The organism is Mesorhizobium sp. P2_F8 (assembly GCF_056403655.1).
Genome location: NZ_JBFUFB010000015.1, coordinates 32,917 through 50,469, shown reverse-complemented (window position 1 = coordinate 50,469; position 17,553 = coordinate 32,917). Strand labels below are relative to the sequence as shown.

Genomic DNA, 17,553 nt, shown 5'->3' with positions numbered 1-17,553 from the left:
CCCGTCAGTCGATCCGGCGCGCAACGGATGCGGCGCGCCGGAATCGTCCTACTTCAGGAAGCCGTTCTTCTTCAAAAAGTCCTCGGCCACGCCCTTGACCGGCTCACCGCCGACCTGCACGCGACCGTTCAGCTCTTGCAGTGTGACGAGGTCGAGTTTGGCGAAGACCGGCTTCAGCAGCGTTTCGATCTCGGGATGTTCCTTCAGCACCTTTTCGCGGATGATCGGCGCCGGCTGGTAGACCGGCTGCACGCCCTTGTCGTCCTCGAGCACGACCAGGCCGGACGGTGCGATGCCGCCATCGGTGCCGTAGACCATGGCGGCATTCGCCCCGCTGGTCTGATTGGCGGCGGCTGCGATGGTTGCCGCCGTGTCGCCACCGGAGAGTGTGATCAGCTGGTCCGGCTTCAGCGTGAAACCATACGTGGTCTGGAAGGCCGGCAGTGCGGCCGCCGAATTGACGAACTCGGCGGATGCCGCCAGCACCACCCGGCCGCCGCCCGTGACATACTTGCCGAAGTCGGTGAGCGTGGCGAGCTTGTTGGTCTCGGCGACCTCCTTGCGCAGCGCGATCGCCCAGGTGTTGTTGGCAGGCGACGGCGACAGCCAGACGATCTTGTTGGCGTCGTAGTCGAGCTTCTTGGCCGTCTCGTAGGCCTTGGCGGCATCCTTCCAGACCGGGTCGTCGGCCTTCTCGAAGAAGAAGGCGGCGTTGCCGGTGTATTCGGGATAGATGTCGATCTCGCCGGCGGTGATCGCCTTGCGGACCACCGGCGTGCCGCCGAGCTGGATACGGTCGGTGGTCTTGATGTTGTTGGCGTTGAGAACGAGCTGGATGATGTTGCCGAGCACACCGCCCTCGGTGTCGATCTTCGAGGAGACAACGACCTGGGCACTGGCGGAAACCGCCGTGATGCCGAGCGCCAATGCCGCGCTGGCCAGAACCTTGACTGAAAACATTGTGAAATCCCTTGCTGTGAACCGGAATGCGGCGGCCGCATATGAGCATGGCTTCAACGGCCAGTCGGGGCACACGGTTTCATAACATCTGGCACAGACGCAATAATTTTGTTCGGGCGCTGCGTATTCGACCGACACCATGCTGACAGGGCGTGTCAGGCATGCGGCGACCGGGTCAGGCGTCTGCTTTGCGCCGTCCCGTCAGCTTGAGCGCGCCGAGGGCGACGAAGCACAGAACGGTGACAGGGAAGACCATCCAGTTAAGCATGGTCCAGCCCCAGGCGTTGTAAACCATGCCCGACATCAGCGACGCGCAAGCGACAGAGCCGAACAGGACGAAGTCGTGGAAGCCCTGGACCTTGCCCTTTTCCGACGGCCGGTAGCTGGCCGCCACCATCGCGGTGGCGCCGATGAAGCTGAAATTCCAGCCAAGGCCGAGCAGGATCAGCGACGTCCAGAATTGCCACAGCGCCAGGCCCGATAGAGCGACAGTGGCGCAGCCGATGAGCAGGACCAGCCCGGTGGCGACGATCCGTTCGGCGCCGAAGCGATGGATCAGCGAGCCGGTGAAGAAGCTCGGCGCGAACATCGCCATGACGTGCCAAGAAATGCCGAGCGTCGCATCGTCCTCCGACAGGCCGCAACCAACCATCGCCAGCGGCGCGCCAGTCATCACGAAGCTCATCAGCGCATAGCTGCCGACGGCGCAGAACAGCGCCGCGACGAAGCGCGGGTGGGTGACGATTTCGACCAATGGTCTGGCGTCGCTGTCGGCGATCTCCACCTTGCCCGATACCTTCTCCGGCAAGCGCAGGAACGACAGGATGATGGCGCCAACGGCCGCCAGCGGCAGGATGGCTGCGAACGAACCGGCAAACATCACCGGCGCGAACGATTCACGGGTGAAGATGACGATCTGCGGCCCGAGGACGGCGGTGACGATGCCACCGGCCAGCACGAAGGAGATGGCGCGAGCCTTGAACTGCGGCGGCGCATTGTCGGCGGCGGCAAATCGAAACTGCTGGACGAAGGCGCCGCCGATGCCGATCACCAACAGGCCGAAGGCGAATAGCCAGAAACTGCCGTGGAAAAGCGCTGCTGTGGCAACCAGCCCGCCAAGCGCAGTGACGATCGTGCCGGTCATGAAGCCGCCGCGCTGGCCCATCGCGCGGATGATGGCCGCTGCCGGTAGCGCACCGAGCGCCACGCCGATGTTGAAGCCGGTGATCGGCGCTGTTGCCAGCGACTTGTCGGGACCAAGCAGATATTGCCCGGCCAGCCCCCCCATGGAGATGGCGATGGGGGCAGCAGAACCGATGATCGCCTGCGATGCGGCAAGGATCAAAGCGGTGCGCCGCGCATCCTTGCCTGCCTCGACGGCGATTGCCGTCATGATGCGTCCTTGCCGCGCCCCTCGCCACGCACCCGGCGAGACACACGGTCAAGCACAGCATTGACCAGCTTCGGCTCGTCTTCCTCGTAGAAAGCCTTGGCGATATCGACATATTCGGAGACGATGACGGCGACGGGAACATCCTCGCGCTTCATCAACTCGTAGACGCCGGCGCGCAGAATGGCGCGTAGCGTCGAATCGAGCCTCGACAGCGGCCAGTCCTCGGTCAGTGCCTGTCGGATGATCGGATCGACCGTCTTCTGGTTCTCGACGACACCGGCGAGGATAGCGCGAAACCATTGTGCGTCGGCTTCACGATAGAGCGCGCCGTCGACTTCCTTGCCGAGGCGAAAGGCCTCGTATTCGGCGGTGATCTCGAAGACGCCGCTGCCGGCGACATCCATCTGATAGAGCGCCTGCACGGCGGCCAGCCGGGCAGCGCCGCGCTTGTTGGCCTGGCGTACCGGTGGTCGGTCGTTGTCTCCGGATTGCGTCACGCCGGTCAGGCTCCGAGCCGTTTCTTGACGGCGATCATGGTCAGCGCGGCGCGGGCGGCAAAGCCACCCTTGTCGCCTTCCGTGCGCCGGGCGCGCGTCCAGGCCTGTTCGTCGTTTTCGGTGGTCAGGATGCCGTTGCCGATGCAGATCGATTCCTGCACCGACATGTCCATCAGGGCGCGCGCGGATTCATTGGCAACGATATCGAAATGATGCGTCTCGCCGCGGATGACGGTGCCAAGCGCGACAAAGCCGTCATAGTCGGTGCCCTCACCCTCGGCGGCATCGAGCGCGAAGGAGATCACGGCCGGAATTTCCAGCGCGCCCGGCACGGTGACGACATCGTACTTGGCGCCGGCTTCGTCGAGCGCAGCCTTGGCGCCTTCGAGCAGCGCGTCCGCCAGATCATCATAGAAGCGGGCTTCGATGATCAGCAGCTTGAGTTTCTTGTTCCTGGGCATTTTGCGTCACGTCTCCGGCGGAGCCGGTGACTTAGGCCGAAGCCCGTTTGATCGCAAGCAGAAGATGTTGCACGTGCCCAGTTTGCCGCGGAAGTCCGTCCGACTGTGACCGTCAAAGCCCCTCTTTTGCGGCCTCCACCAGCCGCGCCGCGTAGCGGGCCATGGTGTCGATCTCGAGATTGACGCGGTCGCCAACCCTGCGCTCGCCCCAGGTGGTCACGGTCAGCGAGTGGTGGATCAAAAGCACGTCGAAGCGCGTGCCTTCCACCTTGTTGACGGTGAGCGAGGTGCCGTCGAGCGCGACCGAGCCTTTCGGTGCAATGAACTTCGCCAGATCGCGCGGTGCTTCGAGGGTAAAACGCACCGCGTCCCCTTCATCCCTGCGCTCGATGATCTCGGCCATGCCGTCGACATGGCCCGAAACGATGTGACCACCAAGCTCGTCGCCGATCTTCAGCGCTCGCTCCAGATTGATCCGCGTGCCCGATTTCCAATTCGTCGCCGTCGTCAGCCTGAGCGCCTCTTCCCAGGCCTCGACCTCGAACCAGCGCGCGTTCGTGCCGCTGTCGGGCAAGGCGGTAACCGTCAGGCAGACACCACCGCAGGAGATCGAGGCGCCGATGGCGATGGTTTCGGGATCGTAGGCGGTGTCGATGCGTAGCCCCACCCCTTCCCTCAGCGGCTTGACGGTCGCGACGGTGCCGACATCGGTGACAATTCCAGTAAACATCGGTGATCCTTCCGTTTGACCATGATCCTGTCCGAAAACCGGTCCCACTGTTCGGGATCGTGCTCTAAATGTTCCTGATCCACTCGGCGTAGCTGTCTTCACCGAAACGCATATCGCGGAGCTTTCGAAATCCTGCCGGGATATGGTCGGCATCGATGGGCGATGCAATGCCGTCGGCGCCGATCGCTTCCGATCCCTGGAACAGCACGATGCGGTCGACTAGCCCCTCGGCCAGGAAAGCGCCGGCAACCTTGGCGCCGCCCTCGACCAGAACACTGGCCATGCCGAGCGCGGCCAGATCCTCGAGCAGTTCCGGCAGCGCAACGCCGCCCTCATGCGTTTCGGTGCCGATGAAGCGCACCCCGGCGCGCTCCAGCATGGTCCGCCGCAGCGGATCGGCCTCCAGGCAGGCGGCGACGTAAAGCGGCACCCGGTCCACGCCCGAAACCAGCTTCGAGGTCTCCGGCAGCCTGATCTGCCGGTCGAGGACAATGCGCGCCGGCGACCGGTTCTCCAGCCCCGGCAAGCGCACCGTCAATGCCGGGTCATCCTCAAGGGCGGTGCCGATGCCGACCAATATGCCGTCGGCCTCGGCCCGCATCAGATACACTTCGCGACGGGCGACATCGCCGGTGATCGACACTTGCCCTTGGCCTTCCCTGCCGATCTTGCCATCGCTGGAAAGCGCAAGCTTGAGAATCACTTCGGGGCGTTTTTTCAACGACCTGATCAAATAGCCGGCCATCTGTTCGGCAGCTTCCGCCGCCAACACCTTCTCGACCACTTCGATCCCGGCGGCGCGCAGGATCGCGTAGCCCTGGCCGGACACGCGCGGATCGGGATCGCTGGCAGCGCCGACGACACGCGCGACACCCGCGTTGACCAGCGCGTTGGCACAGGGCGGCGTCCGGCCATGGTGGGCGCAAGGTTCCAGCGTGACATAGGCGGTGGCGCCGCGCGCCAGCGCGCCGGCCTCGGCCAGCGCCTCGGTCTCGGCATGCGGGCGGCCGCCGACAGCGGTGACGCCGGTGCCGACGATCATTGGGCCATCGCCGTCGTCGCGCACGATCAGCGTGCCCACGGATGGGTTGGTCGCGGTGCGCCCGGCATGCTTTCGCGAAAGGCGGAGCGCCGCTGCCATGAAACGGCGATCAAGGCCGGCCTGTCTGTCGCTTGCAGTCATGCTCAGCCGGCGTCCTCTTCGCCCTTGATTTCGTCCCCCTTGAGCTCGCCGAGCAATTCGTGGAAATCCTTGGCCTCGCGAAAATTGCGGTAGACCGAGGCGAAGCGGACATAGGCGACATCGTCGAGCGACTTCAGCGCGTCCATGACCAGCCGGCCGACCTCGCCGGAGGCCACTTCGGTCTCGCCGGAGCTTTCGAGCTGGCGCACGATGCCGGTTACCGCGCGGTCGATCCGCTCGGGATCGACATTGCGCTTGCGAACGGCGATCTCCACCGAGCGCAGCAGCTTGTCGCGGTCGAACGGCACTTTGCGACCGGATTTCTTGACCACGACGAGGTCTCGCAGCTGCACGCGCTCGAAAGTCGTGAAGCGGCCGCCGCAATCGGGGCAAACGCGCCGCCTGCGGATCGCGGCGCCATCCTCGGCGGGGCGCGAATCCTTCACCTGCGTATCTTCTGACTGGCAATAGGGACAGCGCATGGAGAAGCCTTTGGTTGGCGAATCTGGTGAAGCGAAAGGCTTAGAGGTTTTTGCAACGATGGCAAAGCAGCCCCTCGCCCCTCAGAGCCGCTCGCCCTGAGAGATAGCGAGCTGCAAGCAAGATTGCCAGCGCCGCCAGGCGGCTGGACAGCGATGCCGTCAGGGGGCGACGTCGGTGGTCGCAAACCCGCATGATGCGCCGAGGCTGCGATAGGCCTTGGTGAAGCCGTCCATGGCGATGCTTCCAACCGGCGCGTCGCCAAAGGACACATCGAGCACCGATGAGCGGCGCATGACGCGCAAGAGCGCCAGGCTGGTCTTGGCCTGATTGTCCACGGTCCAGCTGAGCCGGCCGCCCACGGTGGCGTCGGAATGGAGCTTGGCGGCGACGTGGCCCTTGTCATCGCCAAAGGTTACCGCGACCGACTTGCCCGTTGGCAGCGCCGTGCTGTCGACCGCAATGGTCACGGACGGGTAGGCAGTCGGCGGCAGCGCATCGCCGTTCGTGATGATTAGCGTCAGAGTGCCGCTTTCGCCGCGGGCGCCGATAAAGGCGGTCGAGGCTGCACAGGTCTTGCGGATATCCTCGCCAGTATCGACCTCGTCGACCAGGGTCGACCATCTGCCGAAGGTTTCAAGCTTGGGCGCCGCCGGGACGGGTGCCGCGGGTGCGGCCTGGGCGGGTGCCGGTTGCGCAGGCGCGGTTTGCGCCGAGGCGATGCCGGAGAGCGGCAAGACAATCGAAGCAGCCAGGACGCCGGCGATGGCAAGGTCGGCGAGACGGACAATTCGCATCATCAAGGCTCCTGTCGCAGCCTTGCCGCGACGACGCTTGTCCGTCGCGGCAAGGCGGTGAGACGTCCTATCTCGTCAGCCGAGATAAGGATAGAGCGGAAAGCGGTCGGTCAGCGCCACAACCTTGGCCTTGACCGCCGCTTCGACAGCGGCATTGCCCTCGTCGGAATTGGCGACTTTCAGACCATCCAGCACTTCGGCGATCAGCTTGCCGATTTCGCGGAACTCGGCCTGGCCGAAGCCGCGCGTTGTGCCCGCCGGGGTGCCGAGGCGCACGCCCGAGGTGACGAAAGGCTTTTCCGGGTCGAACGGAATGCCGTTCTTGTTGCAGGTGATGTTGGCGCGGCCGAGCGCTGCCTCGGCGCGCTTGCCGGTGGCGTTCTTGGGACGCAGGTCGACCAGCATCAGATGGTTGTCGGTGCCGCCGGAGACGATATCGAGGCCGGTTTCCTTGAGGCTGGAGGCGAGCGCCTTGGCGTTGGCGGCGACGCTCTCGGCATAGACCTTGAAACTCGGCTTCAGGGCTTCGCCGAAGGCCACCGCCTTGGCGGCGATGACATGCATCAGCGGGCCACCCTGCAGGCCGGGGAACACCGCCGAATTCATCTTCTTGGCGATGTCCTCGTCGTTGCACAGGATCATGCCGCCACGCGGGCCGCGCAGCGACTTGTGCGTGGTGGTGGTCACCACATGGGCATGCGGCAGCGGCGACGGATGCACGCCTCCGGCGACGAGGCCGGCGATGTGCGCCATGTCGACCATCAGATAGGCGCCAACCGCGTCGGCGATCTCGCGAAAACGCTTCCAGTCCCAGACACGCGAATAGGCGGTGCCACCGGCCAGGATCAGCTTCGGCTTGGTCTCATGGGCGGTCTTCTCGATGGCGTCCATGTCGAGCAAATGGTCGTCCTGGCGCACGCCATAGGACACGACCTTGAACCATTTGCCGCTCATGTTGACCGGCGAACCGTGGGTCAGGTGGCCACCCGAATTGAGGTCGAGCCCCATGAAGGTGTCGCCGGGTTGCAAGAGCGCCAGGAACACCGCCTGGTTCATCTGGCTGCCGGAATTCGGCTGGACGTTGGCGAAATTGCAGCCGAACAGCTTTTTGGCGCGCTCGATGGCAAGTTCCTCGGCGACGTCGACGAACTGGCAGCCGCCATAGTAGCGCTTGCCCGGATAACCTTCGGCGTACTTGTTGGTCATGATCGAGCCCTGCGCCTCGAGCACGGCGCGCGAGACGATGTTTTCAGAGGCGATCAGTTCGATCTCGTGGCGCTGGCGACCGAGTTCGTTGCGGATGGCGCCGAAAATCTCCGGGTCGGCATCTTCCAGCGTGGTTTCGAAGAAGGATTCAAATTTGTTCGACACTGCCGCTGCTGATGCCATGGCCTGAAATCCTTGGGTTCGGGGGCAATTTTGATTTATGCATGTCGTTGTCCCAAAACCGCTGCACACTTTTGGGCGACATGCATTCGCCGCGCCATTAACACAGTTGTTTTCGCCCCGCCACGTTTGCGGCGCGAAATTTGCTGGCCGGTTTGCGCCAGCGAGGCAACGAGCGTGCTATTTTCACGCCTGCCGCCCCTTCAGCAAGGCCTCGGTAAGCGTGATCTCGGTGAACAGCGCCCGCGCCGCGTGGTCGTTGATCTCGCCGCTGCGCAGCATGGCGCGCACGGCTCCGCGCTCGGCCTCGATGCCGGCGAGCCTGAGCTCGAGTTCCAGCCGGCCGGCCTCCCGCGCTTCGCCCCGCGCCTCGTCGGCTCCGTCGGAAGCGGCAATACGGCGCCGATAGGTTGCGACAATTCCATCGGCCGYGGCAAGCCGGGCGCCGGGCACCTCGCCTCCCTCTTCGGTATCGGTTGCAGCAAGTAACTCGATGCGGGCGATTGCCGCCTTGGCCGCGCCGACACGCGCCAGGCGTTCCTCCGCGGCACCGGCATCCTCAACCGGTTCGACCAGCCCGCTGGCGATCGTCGGCAAGGCGAGACTGGCAAAGACCAGCGAGCAGATGATGACACCGGCGGCGAGGAAGATGACGAGGTCGCGCGCCGGAAACGGCGACCCGTCCGGCATGGCGAGCGGCAGCGACAGGATGCCGGCCAGCGTGATCGCGCCGCGCACGCCGGCCACCGACCCGGCGAGCCGCACGCGCAGACCGAACGGCTCAACCCTGCGCTTGCCCAGACGTGCCGCGATGCCAGCCGCGATATCGCCGACCCATATCCACAGGAAGCGCAGGGCGATCAGGCACAGCGTCAGTGTGATGACGGTCGCCACCGGCTGGATGATCGGGTGCATGCTCATGAGTTCCGGTGGCACATGACGGATGATGTCGGGAAGCTGCAGCCCGAGCACGATGAAGAGAGCACCGTTGAAAATGAAGGAAAGCGTCGTCCATAGCGACATGGTCTGGATGCGGGCAGAGACGCCAAGGAACCGAAACACGCCGGAGCCACCAGTGAGGAGGCCGGCGGTGACCGCCCCAAGGATGCCGGACGCTCCGATGTGCTCGGCGCCGAGGTAGGCGATGAACGGCAGCAGGATCATCACCAGCACCTGCGCCTCGGCCGGCACGCCGCCGATGCGGTTGAGCAATTGCAGCACCTTGGCGGCGACGAACAACGCCGCCACGCCGATCAGGATGCCGGCAGCGACGGCATAGAGAAAATTCAGCGATGCGGCGGCCAAGGAAAAGCTGCCCGTCAGCGCCGCCGCCACGGCGAAGCGGAACATGACCAGGCCGGAAGCGTCGTTGAGCAACGACTCGCCTTCCAGAATGTGCATCAGCCGCGCCGGAACCTGGTTCCTGTCGACGATCGAGGACACCGCCACCGCGTCGGTCGGCGACAGCACCGCGGCGAGCGCGAAAGCGACGACCAGCGGGATGCTCGGCACCAGCCAGTGCAAGGCATAGCCGAAGCCGACGATGGTGAAGAACACCAGCCCGATGGCGAGATCCAGTATCGGTCCGCGCAGCGCAATCAATTCACGCTTCGGCGCACCATAGGCATCGCCGAACAGCAGCGGTGGAATGAACACAAGCAGGAACAGTTCCGGATCGATCTCGACATGGATGCCGCGCACCGGCCAGGCGAGTGCGGCACCTATGGCAATTTGCAGCACCGGCAACGGCACCCGCACCAGGCGCACCAGCGCGCCGGAAACGGCGACGAAGACGAGCACAACCAGAATGAAGACGGCGACATCCATGGTCCGGTTCCAGACTTGTCCGCCGACCATGCGCAAAGCCGGCCGATCCGTCCAGCCGCCCTCCCGCGAAAAGGCGCAGGCAATCCGAGCAACGAAAAGGCCGCCTTAACCGGCGGCCTCTTCTGGTAAAAAAATCAGTTAGTTAAAGCGAAGACGTGATCTGCAGCTCGTTGGCACCGTCGAGCGCGTAGACGTCGTCGCGGAACTGCACGACGCCCGGGCCCGTCGACCAGGCCGAGAGATAGAGGAAATGTACCGGCACCGGGTTGGTGACCTCGACCGGCGTGTTTTCGCCGGTCTTGATCGTCGCCTCGAAATGCTGGCGGTCCCAGCCGGGCGTGTCGCGCAGGATCCAGGTGACGAGGTCGCGCACATTCTGCACGCGCACGCAGCCCGAGGAATCGAAACGCATCATCTTGCCGAACAGGCTCTGCTGCGGCGTGTCGTGCATGTAGACGCCGTCCGGGCTCGGGAAATTGATCTTCACCGACGCCATGGCGTTGCCCGCGCCTGGATCCTGGCGGAAGCGATACTTGGCGGCGTCGTCGGTCGACCAGTCGACATTGAGCGGGTCGACCTCGCTGCCGTCCGGAGCGAACAGCCGGATATGGCTGTCCTTCAAATAGTTGGGATCCTTCCGCATCAGCGGAATGATGTCCTTGCGGACGATCGAGACCGGCGCATTCCAGTACGGATTGACGATGATCTCGTTGATCTTGGAATTGACGATCGGCGTTTGGCGATCGATCTTGCCGACGATCGCGGTGTGGCGAAGCACGACGCGGTCATTCTCGACCGCTTCGATCTGCGCCGCCGGAATGTCGACCAGCACGTAGCGGCTGCCAAGCGTGCCAGCCTTCTCCTTCAGCCGCTGCAGGTTGGTCTGTAGCTGGCCAAGCCGGATTTGCGCCGAAACGTTTATCGCCAAGTAGGTGTATTTGCCCATGGAGCCGTCGGCGGGCAGGCCGTGACGCAACTGGAAGCGCTTGACCGCCGAGTCGACATAGGAATCGAAGGCCGTCGAAATGCCGGCGCTCTGCGACAGGTCGCCAGAGACCATCAGCCGCTTGCGCAACGGCACGACATCGGGATCATCGACGCCGAGCTGCAACTTCTTGGTCGCGGGCACCTCTACCCAGCCGCCCTGGCTGACGATGTTTTGGTATTGCGCCACCGCCTGCTCGGTAAAGGCGACGGTCTGCGGGCTGAAGATCGGCAGCGTCGAGGCCACCTTGCCGCCCTCGCTGGCCCGGGCGTCGAACTGGTCGTCCCAATTGCCGCGCGCCGAGGATTTCAGGATATCACCGATGACATCCTGCGCATTGGCGCCGCCGGCGACCATCGCGGCTGCGAGCGCGGAGGCTCCGGAAAGGAAAAAACGGCGGCTGGTTCTCATGGACGTTCCAGACATTCTTGTAGCGTTCGATCTTGCTGCATTCGGTTTTCAGGGCGATGTTGCCCGCACTCTAGAGTTGGCAATCTTAACAATTAGCCAACCATGTCCGTATCAGTTCGGCCACAAACGCTTGAGCCGCGACACGGGTTCCGGGTGAACGCACGGCCTTCACCACAGCATCACCGGCATCCTCGGTTCCATTGGAATATGGCGGCAACGTGGCCTTGGCCCGCGATTTGCGTCGGGCGACGCGGCGAAATGAAAAGCCMGTGCTTTTTCGGTACCGATCCGTGATGGCCGGCCACGATAACGACCGGTTACTACGAGCCCTTGATGCTACACTGACATACTAGTCCAACGCGGGGAACGAGACCATGCCTGGCGTCCTTTCAATCGTCGCGGCCTTTGCCTTGGCCGGAGGTCCGAACGGCAGCACCCCGACATCGGAGGAAGCGGTTGCCTATTTCGTGCACGGCCTGGAACAGGGCGCGATCCCCAAATACGGGCAGCAGACCGACGAACCGCTGAAGCAGGTGTCCCGATCGCCGGCGATCTTCACCAGCACTGGCCCGAACGAGGTCGGCGACAAGACCGAAACGCTGAGGTTCATCGTAACCCGGCTGGACGACTGCACCTACAGAGCCGAACAGCAGTTCGAGGAGGACGGCGACATCTATTACCGCCTGACCTATGAACTGCGGCTTGGCGGCGTAACCGGCCTGTCGTTCGACAATCCGCCGGCAACCATCGCGCTGAAGGGGCTGGTGAAGACATGCACGACCGACACCGAGGGCAGCTGCGACCTGACGCGGGAGCCCGAAGCAATCGGTCCGTTCTTCGGCGAGCCCGTCCAGGCCGAACAGGCGCTTGCCTATTTCCACGAGAAATTCTGCCAGCTGAAGCCGTGATGCTATCTGGGCTGGCTATCTCACGATCTCAGTGCGGATTTTCAACATTTGGGGCCGGACTTGGCTGCGCCCTCAATTCCGAACATCTTTGCAACACCTCCTGCTGGGGATAGCGCAGAACCTTGTTGTCCTCCAGTTTGAGCAACAGTTCCCGCCTCTTGTCTGTGCTTTCACCATCCGTACACGACATGTCCAGGATGACGACATCCAGGCGGTTGATCTTCTGAATTTTGTCCAATGTGCAGCCGACCTCCCACATCTCGACTGCCTTGTCGGTAAACGTCACGATCGAGTCATTGTTGTCACATGGAGCGCTGCCTTCCGAGGCGAAAGAATCCTTCCACCACTCCTCGGCAAAAGCCATTTGCGGGACCAACAAAAGCACTGCGGCAACCGAGCAGATCTTCGAGCGTTTTCCCAAACCCATCATGCGCCCCCTCCGGGCCGTGACATTAGGCACTGCTGTGGCGAAAGCAAACCTGGCGGACTAGTGTCGACCGGGCGCCTGGGCTTCGGAATCAGGAAAAGAAAAGGGCCGATGCCTTTCGGCACCGGCCTTGACCAGAGGTCGACATTTCGGCCGCGCTTCTGTGGCGCGGGCCAGATCCGATGCGCCGGCTTACATCCGGTAGGCGATTGTGTCGTTCCAGAAGCGATCGAGCCGCTGCAGCGCGCGGTTCATCTGCTTGAACTCGTCGGTGTTGATGCCGCCGACTTGCTCGATCGAGCCGACATGGCGCTCATAAAGACCGGCGACGACGTCCGCCACCTCGTTGCCCTTCGGCGTCAGCGAGACGCGGACCGACCGGCGGTCGATGCGCGAGCGCTGGTGGTTGATGAAGCCGAGATCGACCAGCTTCTTCAGATTGTAGGAGACGTTGGAGCCGAGATAGTAGCCGCGCGAACGCAGCTCGCCGGCGGTCAGCTCCGAATTGCCGATGTTAAACAGCAGCAGCGCCTGGATGGCATTGATATCGGAGCGGCCGTTGCGGTCGAACTCGTCCTTGATCACGTCAAGCAGGCGGCGGTGCAGCCGCTCTACAAGCTGCAGCGATTCCATGTACAGCGAGCGGATAGCCTCGCGGCGGTCGTCGGATACGTTGGCGGTCTTCGCCGCCGGACGCGAATTGATCATTGTCTTTGCCTCTCGTTTGTCGCCCTGGTGATTTTTTGTTTTTCACCTTGATCGCGACACTATCGAATACTCATAAAATTCGACTTAAACGCTAGGGCTAACAAGAGCTTACCGGTAAGAGGTTTCGAAAGAGGCTTAACGAACGGTCTCCCGAGTAAGGATAATTAACCTAAAGATTTAGCCAACAATTGCGGGGCCGAATTGAGGCAGCCGCCAGGGTGCCAATAGGCTCAATGGCTTAGTGCCGCACCGGTCGTTTCTGCAGCCAGATAATCACGCGGAAAGCGATATAAAGCAGCGCCACGACCGCATGTGAGACGACGATGAGCATGCGGTGGCCGAAAAGCTCGGGAAAACCGGCATACATGACCGTCTCGGTCACCGCGCAGATAAACCAGATCACGGGCCCCCAGGACGCCAGCATCCACAGGCCGGCCGCGGCGAAGGGGAAAAACACGGCAAGCATCACCGCCGCCACCTGCCAGTGCACCGGCATCAGGTCGAAGCGCCACAACGAGCCCGGATAGAAGCCGATCAGCCTGATCCAGTAGAGAATGCCGAACAGCAGGCAGTAGCCGGCGACGACGCGCTGGAACCAGGCGAAGATCAGCTCCACGCCCGAGGGCTGCAGCACGACGCGTCTGGAGGTCACCTCGCTCACAGGTCGAGCTCCCGCTCGCCGAGCGAGGCGAAATAGGCGTCGACGTCCGCCTCGCTGACCGCGCCGAGGCTCGCCGGCCGCCATTGCGGCTTCGAGCCCTTGTCGATGATGGCGGCGCGGATCCCTTCGTAGAAATCGTGGCCGGCCAGCATCCGGTTGAGGATGCGGAACTCCATCTTCATGCAGGCGTCCATGGACATGGTCAGCCCGGCGCTGATCTGGCGCCAGGCGACGCGCAGGCTGGTCGGCGAACGCGTCCGGATCGTCGCCAGCGTCTTGGCCGCGAACTCGTCGGCGCCTGCCGCCTGTTCCAGGCTGCCGATGACAGCCTTGAGGGATGGTTGCGAAAAATGACGCACGATCGCCTCCAGCGTCGGCCTGTCGGTTTCCCGTTTTGCCTGGACGAAGAAACCGCGCAACACCGATTCCGGATCGCCGGTCAGCGTCAGCCGGTCGAGGAAGCCGCCCTGGTCGGCGGCCTTGATGGTGTGGGTGGCGAGCCCTGACCACAGCGCGTCGCCATAGCGGATGCGATTGCCGGTCAGCGCCAGATACATGCCGAAGGAGCCGCCGAGATCGGGTAGCAGGTGGCTGGCGCCGACATCCGGGAAAAAGCCGATGCCGACTTCCGGCATGGCGAACTGGGCATTTTCGGTCATCACCCGGTGCGAGCCGTGGAAGGAGATGCCGACGCCGCCGCCCATGACGATGCCGTCGATCAGCGCGACGTAAGGTTTCTTGAAGCTGTTGATGCGGGCGTTGAGCCGGTATTCGTCGGCGAAGAACTCGACCGGCGGCTTTCCAGCCCGGCCAGCCTCGTAGATATGCAGGATGTCGCCGCCCGCTGAAAACGCCCTGCCCTCGGCCTTGACGATAACGACATCGACGCCCTGGTCGGTCTCCCAGGCGCAAAGAGCAGCGTCGAGCGCCCGGATCATGCGGTGCGTGACGGCATTCAGCGCCTGCGGTCGCGTCAATGTGACGACGCCGGCCCGGCCCAGATGTTCGAAGCGGATCTCGTCGCCTCCGCCAAAATCCATCGTGAAAGAATCCCTCCCCCGCGCCGCCGGGATTGAAGTGCTAAAGCGTGGCGCATGGGTGCGTCAATGCCAAGCCCGGTCGATGTCGGGTCAGTTTGCATTTCAAGAGAGGCAAGGCGCCATCCTTTGCGTCGCGGCCGAATGGGTGCAACCATCCGTCTGTGAGCCTGTTGGGAGATTATTTGGCGATGCCGCGAGAGTTCGACCCGGACGATGTTCTCAGTCGCCCGCTGATGGCGAATTTGGCGACCGTTAGCGCGGACGGCGCGCCGCGCAACGCGCCAGTGTGGTTCATCTGGGAGGACGGTGCGATCTGGCTTCTCGGGTCATCGGATGGAAGTGCTGTAAAGCATCTTGAAAGAGACCCGCGCTGCGCGGTGGAAATTGTTCACTTCGACAACAATGGCGGCATCTTGCTGCACCTCGGACTGCGCGGCACCGCAACCATCGAACCGATGTCGCCAGACCGCTTCAAACGGCTCCTGCACAAATATCTCGGTCCCGAAGCAAGCTGGAACGAGTGGTTCATCGACAACGTGGCCCAGATCGAACATCCAGACGGGCGCATGATCAGGCTTGCCCCAGTCAGCATTTTCACCAACAACGTATCGTTCTTCAGAACCGGCCCTGACCTTGCATGGCCGCCAAATATCGACGACGGGTCTAGAAGCGAACGGTGAGCCATGCCGCAGTTTTTGCGCCTCGCACTTGTTCTGGGTGGCCTGCTGGCCTTCTGGGCCATCAATGGCCTGGCCAGGGCGGCCGATCTCGAGGATCTCTATCAGTCGCAGACCATCGTCAACGGTAAGTATGAAAAGCATCGCGAGGTCGGCTTCAAGTTCTGCCTCGACGCGGTCCTGGTCCGGGTTTCCGGCGATCAGCGCCTGCCGGCGAAACCGGAGATGACGGCACTGCGCGACAAGGCCGGCAGCTTCGTCGCCAGCTTCCGCTACCGCGACCGAATGGAAGGCATTCCCAACCATGATGATCAAGGCACGTACGACCGGCCTCACAATCTCTATTGCCAGTACAGGCCGGAGGTGATCGATCCGGTGCTGGCTTCGCTCGGCAGCAGGCCGTGGCTGACCGAGCGGCCACGACTGGCGGTGTTTTTGGCAACCGAGCGCGACATCAGGCATTTCGTGCTCGATGCCGATGACGAGCGCAGCGTGCTGATGCGCGAATCGTTCACCAATGCCGCTGCGCCGCTCGCCATGCGGGTGACTTTTCCCACCGCAGCGCTGCTGTCGCAGGCTGGACTGGACGACAGGACACTGCGCGACGCGGACATGGCAGTGCTGGACATGGTTGCGAAAAAGGCCGGCGCCGATCAAGCACTTTCCGGCAGCATCGTGTGGAGCGACAAGGAGTTCGGCTGGATTGCCGACTGGCGGCTGGCCATGGCCGGCAAGACCTACACCTGGCAAGTGCGCGGCGTTTCCTTCGACGAGGCTTTCCGCGTCGCCATGAGGGGTGCGGCGCAGATCCTGTCGGGCAATGGGCAACCGGAATAGACCTCGACCTGCTCGTTGGCACAAACGTGTCGCATTGGTCAGCGGCAAGGGCTCGTGGTAAAAGCCGCCGAACGAGAGTTTTGGCGATGAACAAATTCACCCCGACGGCGATGAACAAATTCACACCGGCAAAGCCAGCCGGCGCGCGCAGCGTCGACGACATCACCGGCAGCCGCCGCTTGCGCCGTATGCGCAAGGCCGACTGGTCGCGCCGACTCGTGCAGGAGAACCGGCTTACGGTCGACGACCTGATCTGGCCGATCTTCGTCGTCGACGGCAGACAAGTGCGCGAGCCGATCGCCGCCATGCCGGGCGTCTTCCGCCTGTCGATCGATCTCGCTGTCAAGGAGGCCGAACGCGCGGCAAAGCTCGGCATTCCCGCACTCGCCACCTTCCCCAATGTCGATATCTCCCTGCGCGACCAGACCGGTTCGCACATTCTCGACCCCGACAACGTCATCAACCGCGCCACCCGGGCGATAAAGGACGCGGTGCCTGAGATCGGCATCATAACCGATGCCGCGCTCGATCCGTTCACCAGCCATGGCCATGACGGCATCCTGCGCGACGGCATCATCGTCAACGACGAGACGGTGGAACAACTGACCGCCGCGGCCGTCATCCAGGCGGCAGCCGGCGCCGACATCATCGCGCCGTCCGACATGATGGACGGCCGCATCGGCGCCATCCGCGACGCACTCGACGCCAACGGTTTCCAGGACGTGGCGATCATGTCCTATGCGACCAAGTTCGCCTCGGCCTTCTATGGTCCCTATCGTGAGGCGGTCGGCACCGCCGGCCTGCTCAAGGGCGACAAGAAGACCTATTATATCGACCACGCCAATTCCGACGAGGCGGTGCGCGAGGCCGAACAGGACATCGCCGAGGGCGCCGACATGCTGATGGTCAAGCCCGGCCTGCCCTATCTCGACATCATCCGGCGGCTGAAGGATGAATTCCAGATGCCGACCTTCGCCTACCAGGTGTCAGGCGAATACTCGATGATCAAGGCCGCCGGCGCCAATGGTTGGATCGATGGCGAGAAGGCGATGCTGGAATCCCTGCTGGCCTTCAAGCGCGCCGGGTGCGACGGCATTTTGACCTATTTCGCGCCCGAAGTGGCAACGATGCTGAAGGGATAGTTTTCTCTTCCCACCGATGGCCGGTCGCGGCGGGCAATGCCGG

19 protein-coding genes are annotated in these 17,553 nt (G+C 63.3%); 4 read left to right on the top strand and 15 right to left on the bottom strand.

Annotated features, from left to right (window positions below; all coding sequences use genetic code 11):
- Positions 1–48 precede the first annotated feature (48 nt).
- The 11 genes from osmF to AC1DZP_RS29185 all read right to left on the bottom strand — a co-directional run bounded on the left by osmF (position 49) and on the right by AC1DZP_RS29185 (position 11,110).
- Complete coding sequence (gene osmF, locus AC1DZP_RS29235; protein ID WP_477307199.1) at positions 49–960, bottom strand: glycine betaine ABC transporter substrate-binding protein OsmF; 912 nt, start codon at positions 958–960, stop codon at positions 49–51.
- A 175-nt stretch (positions 961–1,135) separates the two neighbouring features.
- Complete coding sequence (locus AC1DZP_RS29230) at positions 1,136–2,353, bottom strand: MFS transporter (RefSeq protein ID WP_457152669.1); 1,218 nt, start codon at positions 2,351–2,353, stop codon at positions 1,136–1,138.
- The gene (gene nusB, locus AC1DZP_RS29225) at positions 2,350–2,850 is read right to left on the bottom strand and encodes a transcription antitermination factor NusB (protein WP_095081158.1); all 501 of its coding nucleotides are present in this window, start codon (positions 2,848–2,850) and stop codon (positions 2,350–2,352) included. The genes AC1DZP_RS29230 and nusB overlap by 4 nt, the downstream gene beginning before the upstream one ends.
- A 5-nt stretch (positions 2,851–2,855) precedes the next feature.
- Complete coding sequence (locus tag AC1DZP_RS29220; RefSeq protein ID WP_095081157.1) at positions 2,856–3,311, bottom strand: 6,7-dimethyl-8-ribityllumazine synthase; 456 nt, start codon at positions 3,309–3,311, stop codon at positions 2,856–2,858.
- A gap of 112 nt (positions 3,312–3,423) precedes the next feature.
- On the bottom strand, positions 3,424–4,041 hold the full coding sequence (locus tag AC1DZP_RS29215) for a riboflavin synthase (RefSeq protein WP_095081155.1): 618 nt from the start codon (positions 4,039–4,041) through the stop codon (positions 3,424–3,426).
- A 64-nt stretch (positions 4,042–4,105) separates the two neighbouring features.
- Entirely contained in the window at positions 4,106–5,224 is a 1,119-nt protein-coding gene (ribD, locus tag AC1DZP_RS29210) for a bifunctional diaminohydroxyphosphoribosylaminopyrimidine deaminase/5-amino-6-(5-phosphoribosylamino)uracil reductase RibD (RefSeq protein WP_477307197.1), read from the bottom strand.
- 2 nt (positions 5,225–5,226) lie between these two features.
- Positions 5,227–5,706 carry a transcriptional regulator NrdR gene (nrdR, locus tag AC1DZP_RS29205; RefSeq protein WP_095081151.1) on the bottom strand — a complete coding sequence of 160 codons (480 nt, stop codon included), beginning with the start codon at positions 5,704–5,706 and terminating at the stop codon, positions 5,227–5,229.
- Between the two features lie 159 nt (positions 5,707–5,865).
- Positions 5,866–6,504: a hypothetical protein gene (locus tag AC1DZP_RS29200; RefSeq protein ID WP_477307195.1), complete on the bottom strand. Its 639-nt coding sequence runs from the start codon at positions 6,502–6,504 to the stop codon at positions 5,866–5,868.
- 72 nt (positions 6,505–6,576) lie between these two features.
- Entirely contained in the window at positions 6,577–7,890 is a 1,314-nt protein-coding gene (glyA, locus tag AC1DZP_RS29195) for a serine hydroxymethyltransferase (RefSeq protein WP_477228844.1), read from the bottom strand.
- A 183-nt stretch (positions 7,891–8,073) separates the two neighbouring features.
- Positions 8,074–9,714, bottom strand: coding sequence for a Na+/H+ antiporter (locus AC1DZP_RS29190; protein WP_477307193.1), 1,641 nt, complete (start codon positions 9,712–9,714; stop codon positions 8,074–8,076).
- Between the two features lie 142 nt (positions 9,715–9,856).
- The gene (locus AC1DZP_RS29185) at positions 9,857–11,110 is read right to left on the bottom strand and encodes a L,D-transpeptidase family protein (RefSeq protein WP_457153523.1); all 1,254 of its coding nucleotides are present in this window, start codon (positions 11,108–11,110) and stop codon (positions 9,857–9,859) included.
- Positions 11,111–11,484: 374 nt separating this feature from the next.
- On the opposite strand from AC1DZP_RS29185, the gene AC1DZP_RS29180 reads away from it, so the two are divergent.
- Positions 11,485–12,018: a hypothetical protein gene (locus AC1DZP_RS29180; protein ID WP_477307191.1), complete on the top strand. Its 534-nt coding sequence runs from the start codon at positions 11,485–11,487 to the stop codon at positions 12,016–12,018.
- Positions 12,019–12,046: 28 nt separating this feature from the next.
- Here AC1DZP_RS29180 and AC1DZP_RS29175 read toward each other — a convergent pair whose 3' ends face one another.
- The 4 genes from AC1DZP_RS29175 to AC1DZP_RS29160 form a co-directional block, all read right to left on the bottom strand.
- Positions 12,047–12,448, bottom strand: coding sequence for a hypothetical protein (locus AC1DZP_RS29175; RefSeq protein ID WP_477307189.1), 402 nt, complete (start codon positions 12,446–12,448; stop codon positions 12,047–12,049).
- 189 nt (positions 12,449–12,637) lie between these two features.
- Complete coding sequence (ldtR, locus tag AC1DZP_RS29170) at positions 12,638–13,153, bottom strand: transcriptional regulator LdtR (RefSeq protein ID WP_013896002.1); 516 nt, start codon at positions 13,151–13,153, stop codon at positions 12,638–12,640.
- A gap of 238 nt (positions 13,154–13,391) precedes the next feature.
- On the bottom strand, positions 13,392–13,814 hold the full coding sequence (locus AC1DZP_RS29165; RefSeq protein ID WP_095081139.1) for a DUF6163 family protein: 423 nt from the start codon (positions 13,812–13,814) through the stop codon (positions 13,392–13,394).
- Positions 13,811–14,854 carry an enoyl-CoA hydratase/isomerase family protein gene (locus tag AC1DZP_RS29160; protein WP_477307187.1) on the bottom strand — a complete coding sequence of 348 codons (1,044 nt, stop codon included), beginning with the start codon at positions 14,852–14,854 and terminating at the stop codon, positions 13,811–13,813. The genes AC1DZP_RS29165 and AC1DZP_RS29160 overlap by 4 nt, the downstream gene beginning before the upstream one ends.
- Before the next feature lie 188 nt (positions 14,855–15,042).
- On the opposite strand from AC1DZP_RS29160, the gene AC1DZP_RS29155 reads away from it, so the two are divergent.
- The 3 genes from AC1DZP_RS29155 (at position 15,043) to hemB (ending at position 17,510) form a co-directional block, all read left to right on the top strand.
- On the top strand, positions 15,043–15,534 hold the full coding sequence (locus tag AC1DZP_RS29155) for a pyridoxamine 5'-phosphate oxidase family protein (protein WP_477307185.1): 492 nt from the start codon (positions 15,043–15,045) through the stop codon (positions 15,532–15,534).
- Between the two features lie 3 nt (positions 15,535–15,537).
- Positions 15,538–16,368, top strand: coding sequence for a DUF2066 domain-containing protein (locus AC1DZP_RS29150; RefSeq protein WP_477307183.1), 831 nt, complete (start codon positions 15,538–15,540; stop codon positions 16,366–16,368).
- 110 nt (positions 16,369–16,478) lie between these two features.
- On the top strand, positions 16,479–17,510 hold the full coding sequence (gene hemB / locus AC1DZP_RS29145) for a porphobilinogen synthase (RefSeq protein WP_477228869.1): 1,032 nt from the start codon (positions 16,479–16,481) through the stop codon (positions 17,508–17,510).
- Positions 17,511–17,553: the final 43 nt, after the last annotated feature.